At 47.1% G+C, this 10,993-nt stretch carries 10 protein-coding genes; 3 read left to right on the top strand and 7 right to left on the bottom strand.

The window, feature by feature from the left end; translation table 11 throughout:
• The first annotated feature begins 148 nt into the window (after nucleotides 1-148).
• The 3 genes from lipB to GY683_RS04575 all read left to right on the top strand — a co-directional run bounded on the left by lipB (nucleotide 149) and on the right by GY683_RS04575 (nucleotide 3,247).
• Nucleotides 149-772 carry a lipoyl(octanoyl) transferase LipB gene (gene lipB, locus GY683_RS04565; protein ID WP_297287630.1) on the top strand — a complete coding sequence of 208 codons (624 nt, stop codon included), beginning with the start codon at nucleotides 149-151 and terminating at the stop codon, nucleotides 770-772.
• Nucleotides 773-829: 57 nt separating this feature from the next.
• Nucleotides 830-1,360: an inorganic diphosphatase gene (locus tag GY683_RS04570; protein WP_297287621.1), complete on the top strand. Its 531-nt coding sequence runs from the start codon at nucleotides 830-832 to the stop codon at nucleotides 1,358-1,360.
• Nucleotides 1,361-1,450: 90 nt separating this feature from the next.
• Nucleotides 1,451-3,247 (top strand): Na/Pi symporter, encoded by a 1,797-nt coding sequence (locus GY683_RS04575; RefSeq protein ID WP_297287622.1) that lies wholly within the window; start codon nucleotides 1,451-1,453, stop codon nucleotides 3,245-3,247.
• On the opposite strand, the gene GY683_RS04580 is transcribed toward GY683_RS04575, so the two are convergent.
• The 7 genes from GY683_RS04580 to GY683_RS04610 all read right to left on the bottom strand — a co-directional run.
• Nucleotides 3,242-3,967 carry a YoaK family protein gene (locus tag GY683_RS04580; RefSeq protein ID WP_297287623.1) on the bottom strand — a complete coding sequence of 242 codons (726 nt, stop codon included), beginning with the start codon at nucleotides 3,965-3,967 and terminating at the stop codon, nucleotides 3,242-3,244. The two genes, GY683_RS04575 and GY683_RS04580, sit on opposite strands and share 6 nt — an antisense overlap.
• Nucleotides 3,968-4,068: 101 nt before the next feature.
• Entirely contained in the window at nucleotides 4,069-4,890 is an 822-nt protein-coding gene (locus GY683_RS04585) for an enoyl-ACP reductase (RefSeq protein WP_297287624.1), read from the bottom strand.
• Between the two features lie 101 nt (nucleotides 4,891-4,991).
• Nucleotides 4,992-6,059, bottom strand: coding sequence for a uroporphyrinogen decarboxylase (gene hemE / locus GY683_RS04590; protein ID WP_297287625.1), 1,068 nt, complete (start codon nucleotides 6,057-6,059; stop codon nucleotides 4,992-4,994).
• A 34-nt stretch (nucleotides 6,060-6,093) separates the two neighbouring features.
• The gene (proB, locus tag GY683_RS04595) at nucleotides 6,094-7,209 is read right to left on the bottom strand and encodes a glutamate 5-kinase (protein ID WP_297287626.1); all 1,116 of its coding nucleotides are present in this window, start codon (nucleotides 7,207-7,209) and stop codon (nucleotides 6,094-6,096) included.
• A gap of 25 nt (nucleotides 7,210-7,234) precedes the next feature.
• Nucleotides 7,235-8,449: an Obg family GTPase CgtA gene (cgtA, locus tag GY683_RS04600; protein WP_297287627.1), complete on the bottom strand. Its 1,215-nt coding sequence runs from the start codon at nucleotides 8,447-8,449 to the stop codon at nucleotides 7,235-7,237.
• A gap of 214 nt (nucleotides 8,450-8,663) precedes the next feature.
• The gene (locus GY683_RS04605) at nucleotides 8,664-10,001 is read right to left on the bottom strand and encodes a glyceraldehyde-3-phosphate dehydrogenase (RefSeq protein WP_297287628.1); all 1,338 of its coding nucleotides are present in this window, start codon (nucleotides 9,999-10,001) and stop codon (nucleotides 8,664-8,666) included.
• Between the two features lie 112 nt (nucleotides 10,002-10,113).
• Nucleotides 10,114-10,993, bottom strand: an 880-nt coding sequence (locus GY683_RS04610) for a thiamine phosphate synthase (RefSeq protein WP_297287629.1), incomplete at its 5' end; no start/stop codon positions are given.

Consider the following 10,993-nt stretch of genomic DNA (forward strand, 5'->3'; position numbering starts at 1 on the left):
CTTTATTTCTTCCTCTTTTCCAGTGAGTTTTGTTTCTTTGGATAAACTTCCTTTGGGTCTGCCCAATTTTAGCACCCAGGAATTACAATCTGACAATCTAACCATCTCAGCCCACCCAGATGCCGAATACAATGCCACGCACGATGCCATGCTGGCGCGCACTCTAGCTCGCATCGATACCAAAAAGACTGATGGTCAGACGTCAGATGAGTTATGGATCGTTGAACATCAAGATGTGTATACGCTAGGTCAAGCAGGCAAAGAAGAGCACATCCTATACAAGACCGATACGCCCATCATCAAGACCGACCGAGGCGGACAAGTCACTTGGCACGGCACAGGTCAGCTTGTGGTGTACTGGCTGTGGGATTTGCACGCGCTCGGCATGGGCGTGCGAGACTTAGTCAGTCATGCCGAGCAAGCGATCGAAGACGTGGTGAACGAATACCTACCCGATGAGCTCATCGCACGTGCTCGCCGTGACGCACCTGGGGTCTATATCTACAACCAGACCAATGACATGCTTGGTAAAATCGCCTCACTGGGCTTTAAAATCAAGCAAGGTCACAGCTATCACGGCATCGCGATTAACTTAACCAATGATTTGTCGGCATTTAATGCCATCAACCCTTGCGGCTATGCTGGGATGAGCATGGTGAAATTGGCAAGCTTTGGTAAGTTTGACGCTGCTGACACGCCGGAATTTATGCGTAAATTCATCAAAAATATTCAAAAGCGGCATAAAGGAGCAATTGCACTTCGCGCCATTTGATATTACAATAGCAACGTTTTTGATCATTTATATTCATTCATATTATTGGAGTACATCATGGCAGACTTTAACCAAATTCTAGACGCAGGCGATGTTGATGGCGGCGTAATCAACGTGGTTGTTGAGATCCCAGCAGGCTCTAACCACAAAATCGAATGGAATCGCGAATTGGCTTGCTTTGAGCTTGACCGCGTTGAGCCGATTGCATTTGCTAAGCCTTGCAACTACGGCTTCATTCCACAAACCCTAGATGAAGATGGCGACGAGCTAGATGCGCTAATCTTCACTGAGCAGCCACTACCAACAGGCATCTTCCTAAAAGCCAAAGTGCTTGGCGTGATGAAATTCGTTGATGATGGCGAAGTGGACGATAAAGTCATCGTCGTACCAGCTGATGACCGCAACAACGGCAATGCTTATAACAGCATCGAAGACCTACCTGCACAATTCATCAAACAGGTAGAATTCCACTTCAACCACTACAAAGACCTTAAAAAAGCCGGCACCACCAAAGTTGAAGGATTCTTCGATGCTGCTGAAGCCAAGAAAGTCATCGTTGAAAGCCAAAAACGCTGGACTGAAAAATAATCTTTGATAGATTATCAAAAACAAGGGCAATGACCCTTGTTTTTTTGTGGGTTTTTTATACAATAAGTGGATAACCCTTGAAGTATGATTATGTCCACGCAAAAACCCACCGTCTCAGGATTGCTTACTAAGCTTTGGCAAAACAAATACATCCGCCACGCGATCATCGTGTCAATCTTGGCGTTTTTAGGTTATTCGTTTTGGTTTAGCGAGGCGTGGCTTACGTTGTGCTATGGCTTGGCGCTGTTTTTATTTGGAATGCAGTGTATTGAGCTGGGCTTACAGCAGGCGACTGGCGGCACCCTTGAGCGACTCATGGCAAAATCCACCCAAAGCCCGATTAAAGGCTTTGTCTTTGGCATGAGCGCAACCTTTATATTACAATCAAGTACCCTCGTATCATTACTGACCATTGCTTTTTTGAGCAGTGGCATGATTGGTCTTGCGGGCGGCTTGTCGATTATTTTTGGTACGAACCTCGGTGCGACGAGCGGTATTTGGCTGCTTGCCTTCGCTGGGCAGAGTCTTAGTCTGAATGCCTTCGCCCTACCGATGCTTGTGTTTGGCGTATTGATGGGCTTTTTGGATAAGCGGTTAAAGCCGCTTGGGCAAGCCATCATTGGCATCTCACTCATATTCTTAGGGATTGACGCCATCAAAGACGGCTTTTCTAGCGCCAATGACATTTCATTTAGCGAGATTAATGTTCATGGTTTCGCCGAAGTGCTGATTTTCGTGGTGGTGGGTTTCTTGCTGACGTGCGTTCTACAATCTTCACACGCCACATTAATCCTAACATTATCAGCATTGGCAGCAGGTCAGATCAGCATTGCGCAAGGCTTTGCCATCGCCATCGGCTCAAACCTAGGCTCTAGTGCGACCACAGCACTGGTCGGGATGCTTGGCAGCGACAGAAACGGGCAGAGATTGGCGCTGGCCCATCTGATTTTTAATGCAGTTACCGCCTTAATCTCGCTGCTATTGTGGCTACCAGTAACCTATGGTGTTGCCTTTTTGGCGAATATAATGAATTTATCTGAGCTGTTTCAGTTGGCTTTATTTCATACGATATTTAACTTGTTGGGCGTTTTGGCGTTTTGGCGGTACAAGGAGAGATTCGCCGATCGCCTGGTTCGCGCCCTACCCGAAGAAGCCCAAGGCTACAGCCTGCCTGACACACGCACGCCGCTTGAGCCGATGTATCTTGCAGACAACATGCTGCGCGCCACTGATACCGCCCTGCGCGCCGCCAATCAGGAGATTCACAGGCTTACCAAGCTAGGGATTGAGCTGGTGTGCCATGCGGTGTACATTCCGCCAGACGCACTGTACCGCAACACCATGCATCTGACTACACCGACCGAGCCACTAGAAAAAGACGTAAAAACCCTCTATCGCTGGCAAATCAAACCCTTGCACGGTGCGATTGTTGATTTTTTGGGGAAAATGGACATCGAGAACAACCCAAAACTGCGAGATGAGATGAGTCGCATGCATCTGCGCGCGTTCTATGTCATCGAGATCATCAAAGACAGTAAGCATCTACAGAAGAACATGCATAAATTCCTATCCGAACCAGACAGCGCTGTCTATGCTGATTATCTGGCATTACGACAGCGTGTATTTGAGATGTTGATTGATTTTTTACATCACTACGAACTGCCTAGAGATGACGAGAGCCGCCCTGTTGCCATCAAAAGCTTTATTGAACGCACAGAACAAGAGTCGGATTTTCACGGGATAATTTTTGAGCGGGTACGGCAAGGCAAACTCATCGGTGTTCAGGCATCATCACTGCTTAATGACATCAATTATGTCCAGCGCATCGCATCAGGACTTGGTGAGATTCTACAGGCGGATGAATATGCTGATGATGAGCTGTTATAGGGATTTGGTGCGTTTTTTTCTTTTGTTTTTAATGACTTGTAATCGAATGAGACGCTCGGAACTTCTAAACCACACTTCCATGCGTTGATAACTGATCGCCGCGAACAAGATAATGATGATGGGCAGCAGCATGGATAGGTAACCAAAGGCTCGGTACATCATCACCGCCACGAAGCCACCAATAAAGAACCCCCACCACAGTGCGCTTAATAATAAAACGCGTGATAGCTTAACCCGGCGGCCAAAAAGCCAATTACCCACGATCGAACCTAAGTCAGATGTCGTACCCGTTAAGTGCGTTGTTCGCACTACCGTTCCATGATAGGTTGCTACCATGGAGTTTTGTAGTCCGCATGCCATCGCAATCATCATCTGACCAAAATAGCTGTCGTTCATGTACAGCAGCAGGCTCGCCACCAGTAGCGCCACTTCTAGATACATCGCATAGCCATAGTTGCGATGAATGTTAAATTCGCTGCCACCAATAATAACACCGCTTAATACCGACCCCATCCAAAAAGACGCAATAGATATCAAAAATAGCTTCATGTTCGCCCAATCACCTGCCAATATCGTCACTGACAGCGAGCTGACGTTGCCAGTCACATGCGAAGCTGAGACGTGTGTAAAACCCATGAGAGCTGTGGTGTTTAGCACGCCAGCACAAAAAGCAAGCACCACCGCGCCGCACAGCACCCATGTCGGAAGTTTATCAATCATGATAATAAAGCAGCAAAAATTCTTATTTTAATCATTTTTTGCCAAAAATAAAAGCGTAAAACCATGATAAGTTCTGCGCTTGGAGAATGACTTAGATGATGTTATTCGTCATCGCCTGCCATTGCCATGATTTGTTCGCTGATGGCGACAGTATTAAAGCCCGCATCCACGAATAAAATCTCACCTGTCACACCGCTCGCCCAAGGAGACAATAAGAATAGTGCGGCATTACCCACTTCTTCTTGGCTAACATTGCGTTGTAGCGGAGCGATTTTTTCGCTTACGTCTAACATGCGACGGAATGATTTGATGCCGCTGGCTGCCAATGTGCGAATCGGACCTGCACTGATGGCGTTCACACGGATGCCCTCACCACCCAATGAGCTTGCCAGATAGCGCACAGACGCCTCTAGACTTGCCTTCGCCATACCCATGACGTTATAGTTTGGTAGTACAGAGATACTACCTTCATAAGTTAGGGTTAGTAGCGAACCTTGGCGTGCAGCCAGTAGCTCGCGACCCGCTTTGGCCAGCGCCACAAAGCTGTAGCTTGAGATGTCATGCGCGATGCTAGAACCTTCACGCGTGGTAGCACTGGTAAAATCACCATCCAGTTGATCAGCAGGAGCAAAACCAATCGCATGCACGATGCCGTTCACGCCCTTATCTTCGCCTTGACCCCAAAGCTGATTAATCTCATTAAAGCATGCTTCGATAGATGCATCAGAACCCACGTCACACTCGATTACTGCAGTTGCACCGAAGGCTTCTGCCGCCATGTCTACGCGTTTTTTAATTTTATCATTTGGGTAAGTCAAGATCAGCTCAGCACCTTCACGATGCAAACTCTCAGCAATCGCCCAAGCGATAGAAAGCTTACTGGCGATGCCTGTTACCACAAAACGCTGGCCTTTTAATAACATAAAAAATCCTTAACAAATGGATGAATTTGCCAAATTATAGCACGATTTTTTAAAAATAGCTAAAAAATAGTACATCTGTAAACTTTTAGCTTATCGATGGTTTACACCAATTTAAATTCATGCACCGCATCAACGAAAATCTTGGCATGATCAGGGTTCGCCCACTGCGTGATGCCATGCCCAAAGTTCGCCACATAACCGGTGTGAATGCCGCTGCCGTAGACATCGCTTAGCATGTGTTTAACAGCTTGGCGGATGTTATCAGGCGTACCGTACAGAGTGGCAGGATCTAGATTGCCCTGAATTGCTTTATCTCTGCCTAATGCCGCTCGCGCTTTATCTAGTGGCATTGTCCAGTCAAAGCCCAGCGCATCTGCCTGACTGTCAGCTTGGGTATCCACCCATAAGCCGCCACCTTTGGTGAACATCACCACAGGCACGTCAGGGTACTTGGCTTTAAGGCTCGCGATGATTTGACGGTTATAAGCATGGCTAAATTCAGCAAATTGGCGATGGCCCAACGCCCCGCCCCAACTGTCAAAAATCTGCACAAGATTCGCGCCTGCGACAATCTGAGCATCCAGATACTCTGTCACCGCTTCAGTAATTTTGGCAAGCAGCGCATGCAGCAGCTCAGGACGCGCGTACATCATCTCTTTGGCGTGGCGATACTCACGGCTTGAACCACCTTCAATCATATAAGTCGCCAGCGTCCACGGACTACCACTAAACCCAAACAGCGGCACCTGACCACCCAATGCATGACGAATGCTCGTTACCGCATCTGTCACATAAGACAGGTCGCTCATGTTAAGCTTAGGCAAATTAGCAATCTCTGATTCTGTGCGGACGGTTCTTTTAAATTTTGGACCCTCGCCTGTCTCAAAATACAATCCCAAATCCAAGGCGTCAGGCACCGTCAGAATGTCACTGAACAAAATCGCCGCATCAAGCTCAAATCGGCGTAGCGGCTGCAGGGTAACTTCAGTAGCACGAGCCGTATCTTTACACAGGCTCAAAAAATCACCAGCCTCGGCACGAGTTGCTTTATATTCTGGTAAATAACGCCCTGCCTGTCGCATCATCCACACAGGCGTGATATCCACCGGCTCGAAACGCAAGGCGCGCAGTAGACGATCATTCTTTAATGTTGGGAAATTTTGAGTCATGATTTTTTCCAATGTTTATAAGTTATTAACAAAATTACAGAACTGCCATGTCATCACGGTGCACCATGATGATTTTGTCATTGTCGTTTAATTTTAGAATTTGTAGCACTTCATCAGTGTGCTTTTGGGTGATTTGTTTGGCCTGATGGCTATCAAAACCGACTTGCCCTACAGCCAATCGCACTTTTTGAGCGTTCACAATCTCAACCACATCGCCCATGTCAAAGTCACCTTGAACCTCTAGCACGCCTACAGGCAGTAGTGATTTATGCTGCTCAGTAAGCGCCTTAACCGCGCCATCGTCAATAACGAGTGTGCCTGCCGTACGAATGTGCGTGGCAAGCCATTGCTTTTTGGCGATAAGGCGGTCAGCATGACCGGTTGTCAATCGTGTGCCTATCGCCTCGCCATCCGCCAGACGAGTTATGATGTTCTCAACTTTACCATTAGCGATGATGGTCGGGCAGTTCGCCATTGCCGCCAAGCGCCCTGCACGGATTTTGGTGAGCATGCCACCCGATCCCCATTTACCGCCATCGCCCGCCACATCGAACAGATAATCTGCCATGGCTCGCTCGCTGGTGATGAGCTTGGCGTTGGGGTTGGTGCGCGGGTTATCGTTAAATACGCCGTCTTGATCGGTTAGGATGATGTACAAATCAGCGCCCACCATGGTCGCGCTCATCGCTCCAAGCGTGTCATTATCGCCAAATTTTATCTCGCCATAGCTGACCGTATCATTTTCATTAATCACAGGTACGACACGCCAATCCACCAGTTGATTAATGGTCTGGCTGATGTTCAGATAGCGTGAGCGATGAGCTAGGTCGTCATGGGTCAGTAGAATTTGTGATGACTGCACGCCTTTTTGGATTAACGCTTGCCACCATGTCTCAATCAGCCCCATTTGCCCAATGGACGCACAGGCTTGTAAGGCAGGGAGCTTTTTGGGGCGTTCGGGTAAATTCATGCGAACCACCCCTTCAGCAACCGCCCCACTCGACACCAACACCACTTCAATCCCACGAGCGTGCAACGTGGCGATTTGTCTTGCCCATTCATAAATGGCGGTGCGGTCAAGCCCTCGACCGTTATTGGTCAAAAGCGATGAGCCGATTTTTACCACGATACGCTTTGGCAAATTATCCATGCTTTTTCCTTATATCAGCCCATCATCAGTACGGAGCGTATTCCACCGCCACATCGTAGTCGTCATCATTCCAATCATCATCGTCATCGTCCGATAGCCCTTCACGCTCGGCTTTACGGCGGGCACGGTAGGCTTCTTTTTGAATCTCGGTGTTGTGGCGAACTTCTTCTTCTAGACGGGCAAACCGCTCGGCTTGGGCTTTGGCAAACTCTTCATCGTCTGCTTCACGCTCTTGCTCTTCTTCAATTTCGTTCATCAGATGATATTTAATCTCATCCACGCCTTGTCCGCTAATGGTAGACGTGCGAAACACCTCGCCTTGCCAGTCTAGCTCTTTGACGATATTGTTACACACATCATCAATCTCATCATCTTCTAATTGGTCAATTTTATTTAACACCAAAATTTGGGGCAATTTGGATAATTCGGCTGAGAATTTTTCAAGCTCATTTAGGATAATCCGTGCATTGTCCACAGGATTTGATTCATCAATGGGCTTTACGTCCACGATATGAAGTAATCTGCGAGTACGGGCAACGTGCTTTAAAAAGCGAATGCCAAGCCCTGCACCGTCTGACGCCCCTTCAATCAAACCCGGAATGTCCGCCATGACAAACGACTGGTGCGTTCCCACGTCCACCACACCTAGGTTTGGCACAAGCGTGGTAAAGGGATAATCCGCCACCTTTGGGCGAGCGGACGACACTTGACGGATAAAGGTGGATTTACCTGCATTCGGCAAGCCAATCAGCCCCACGTCCGCCACGACTTTTAGTTCTAATTTTAAATTTTTGGCTTCGCCAGCAAAACCAGGGATTGCTTTACGGGGAGCTTGGTTGGTAGAAGTCTTAAAGCGAGTATTACCAAACCCACCGTCTCCGCCTTTGGCAACCAACACAACTTGCCCCACTTCGGTCAAATCGCCAATCACCACATCAAGGTCGGTATCAATAATCGTCGTCCCCACAGGCACTTTTAGATACACATCGTCCGCCCCTTTGCCTGAGCAGTTTTTTGAGCGACCGTTTTCGCCTCGTTTGGCTTCAAATTTACGGGTATAGCGAAAGTCCACGAGCGTGTTGGTGTTGTCATCGGCAATCACATAAACATCACCACCCTTGCCACCGTCTCCGCCGTCTGGTCCGCCTTTTGGGACGAATTTTTCACGGCGAAAGCTCACGATACCATTACCGCCATCGCCTGCTTTTACGCTGATTACAGCTTCATCAATAAAACGCATTACTAAACTCTTTTTCAAATAAAATTATCCTGTATTCTATCACATTTCTCTTACTGATTGGAATTTAGTCGGTTTATGTGCATAATTAAAGTTATCGAATGGCCTCAACTACAATCATGCAACCAAAGACAACAATCACCATATTTGACCAATTTGCCGAAATAAAAAAAACACGCCCAAATGTTGAGCGTGTTTTTTGATGGCAGATTGGCAATTAGCCATTATTTGCCATCACTTCCGCTACACGGATAACCTGAGTGCTGTATCCCATCTCGTTGTCATACCATACATACAAGGTGGCACGGTTGTCGGTGGCGATGGTTGCCTTAGCATCAAAAATCGCCACTTTTTCAGAACCCACAAAATCAGTAGATACCGCCTCTGGACTGTCTGAATAGTCGATTTGTTCTTGCCACTGCTCACTTTGTGATTTTTCTTTGATAAAGGCATTTAGCTCATCAGCAGAACCGACCGCTTTTTCAAGGTTTAGGTTTAAAATCGCCAGTGAAACGTTTGGTGTTGGTACACGAATGGCATTACCTGTGAGTTTACCTTTTAATTCAGGAATGGCTTTTGATACCGCAGACGCCGCACCTGTAGAAGTCATGACCATGTTAAGCGGAGCGGCACGACCACGTCGGTCAGATTTGTGATGGTTGTCTACCAAGTTTTGGTCATTGGTAAAGGCGTGAACGGTTTCCATGTGTCCGTTTACGATGCCATAAGTGTCGTGTAGTACTTTGAGCGTTGGCGTGATGGCGTTGGTGGTGCAAGACGCTGCCGATACGATGGTGTCGCCCCCGATGGTGTCATGGTTTACGCCATAGACCACGTTTTTGATATCGCCTTTGGCAGGGGCGGTGAGTAGCACTTTTTTTACACCTTTACTTGCTAGGTGCTTACCAAGCCCTGCTTCATCTTTCCATTTGCCAGTATTATCAATCACTATGGCGTTGTCAATGCCGTGTGCGGTGTAGTCAATCTCGCTAGGGTCAGATGCGTAGATGAATTTGATAAAACGACCGTTTACGATGATACCGCTATTGGCGTTGTCAATCTCCACCGAGCCATCAAACCAGCCATGCACACTATCACGTTCTAGTAGTGAGCCACGCTTATCAAGGTCGCCATCACCAGCAGGACGTACCACAATCGCCTTTAACTGCAAGCCCTTATCAGAGGCAGGACGACTCATAAGTAGACGTGCCAAGATGCGTCCAATACGCCCAAAGCCGTATAGCACCACGTCCGTGGCAGATACCTCTGCACCGTTTGCAAAATCGCTGGCTTTTTTGCCTGCTTTAACCGCTTGTCCCAAATCAACAGTGGTGTTAATCGCTGTGATGTCTTTGGCTAGGGCAAGAGTATCCGCCACGTCAAGACCTGCTTTGGCGTGTTTTGCCAAGATGTCCGATACCGACAGAGCCACACGCTCACCAAAAAACAGAACATTTGCGTTTTGACTAGCAAGTTTAGCAAGGGCGACAAGTAGCTCAGTCGCTTGGGTTTCTTGGGTTTGGCGCTTGGTTAGATGGTCTTGATAGATGCTCATGGCAATATCCTTTTATAAATGAATGGAATATTAGTTATAACAAAACACCTGAATTTTAAATGAATTTGGGTGTTTTGACAAGGTTTATTTTATCTTGAAATATGGCTATTTTTTATAAAAATTCTCTGATCCCCGCAACCGCAACCGCGCCGTGATCATGCGCATCTGGCAGGTCATCAGGGCTTAATCCACCAAGTCCAATCACAGGCACGTCCGACACTTCAGCCAGCTTCTCAAACACTTTCCAGCCTAATGCAGACGCATCAGGGTGCGTCGCAGTTGGCTTAACTGGTGATAACAGCACCGCCATAACAGGGTGTGATTTTGCTAATTCATTGACCTTGGTCAGGCTATCCAAATCATGGCAGCTGGCAATGATGGGCAGATGCGCTAAATTCAATTCAGATAAATCAATATTCATCAGCTCATGATGCGTCAATCGAATGGCTACTATTTGATCAAGATCAATACCTTGATTATCCTTAATCTTTAGCCAATCCTCCAATGAGATAACCAACCTTAAATCCGTACGCAACGCCATCAACGACCTTAACAGATCTTCGTTAACGATATTTTTAGTACGCACAAGAAGCGTGCTATTTTTGGGCAGATTTTTATAACAATCCAACCAGTCGGTTTTATTATTAAAATAACCTAACTCATGGCTGATAATGATGATATTTGGCAACGTCAGCCAAGCTAAAATAGCAGCATTCGCCGCAGGGAAATTCTCTTTTTGTCCAACTACGACATCTTTTTTAAAAAATCCAATCTCTTGCCCATCACAGCCAATCTTCCGATCACGAAAGTCCACATATTGACCATCTGTTAATAACACTTGATATACGTGCAGGTATACCGCCTTGTCACCATAGTCATGCCAAATGCGACCCATCTTAGTGATGATATTATCATTAATATCCAAACCCAACTCTTCATCCACTTCTCGAATCAGAGCAGATATCGGTGATTCGGATTGCTCTATCTTCCCC

Origin of the sequence: Moraxella sp. (genome assembly GCF_024227015.1) — a bacterium.
Classification (GTDB): Bacteria; Pseudomonadota; Gammaproteobacteria; order Pseudomonadales; family Moraxellaceae; genus Moraxella.

Bases quoted from the DNA above. Each gene is read 5' to 3' on its own strand.
- cgtA (WP_297287627.1), bottom strand. From the start codon at position 8,449: ATGCGTTTTATTGATGAAGCTGTAATCAGCGTAAAAGCAGGCGATGGC.
- GY683_RS04575 (WP_297287622.1), top strand. From the start codon at position 1,451: ATGTCCACGCAAAAACCCACCGTCTCAGGATTGCTTACTAAGCTTTGG.
- GY683_RS04570 (WP_297287621.1), top strand. From the start codon at position 830: ATGGCAGACTTTAACCAAATTCTAGACGCAGGCGATGTTGATGGCGGC.
- proB (WP_297287626.1), bottom strand. From the start codon at position 7,209: ATGGATAATTTGCCAAAGCGTATCGTGGTAAAAATCGGCTCATCGCTT.
- GY683_RS04580 (WP_297287623.1), bottom strand. From the start codon at position 3,967: ATGATTGATAAACTTCCGACATGGGTGCTGTGCGGCGCGGTGGTGCTT.
- GY683_RS04585 (WP_297287624.1), bottom strand. From the start codon at position 4,890: ATGTTATTAAAAGGCCAGCGTTTTGTGGTAACAGGCATCGCCAGTAAG.
- hemE (WP_297287625.1), bottom strand. From the start codon at position 6,059: ATGACTCAAAATTTCCCAACATTAAAGAATGATCGTCTACTGCGCGCC.
- lipB (WP_297287630.1), top strand. From the start codon at position 149: ATGCTGGCGCGCACTCTAGCTCGCATCGATACCAAAAAGACTGATGGT.
- GY683_RS04605 (WP_297287628.1), bottom strand. From the start codon at position 10,001: ATGAGCATCTATCAAGACCATCTAACCAAGCGCCAAACCCAAGAAACC.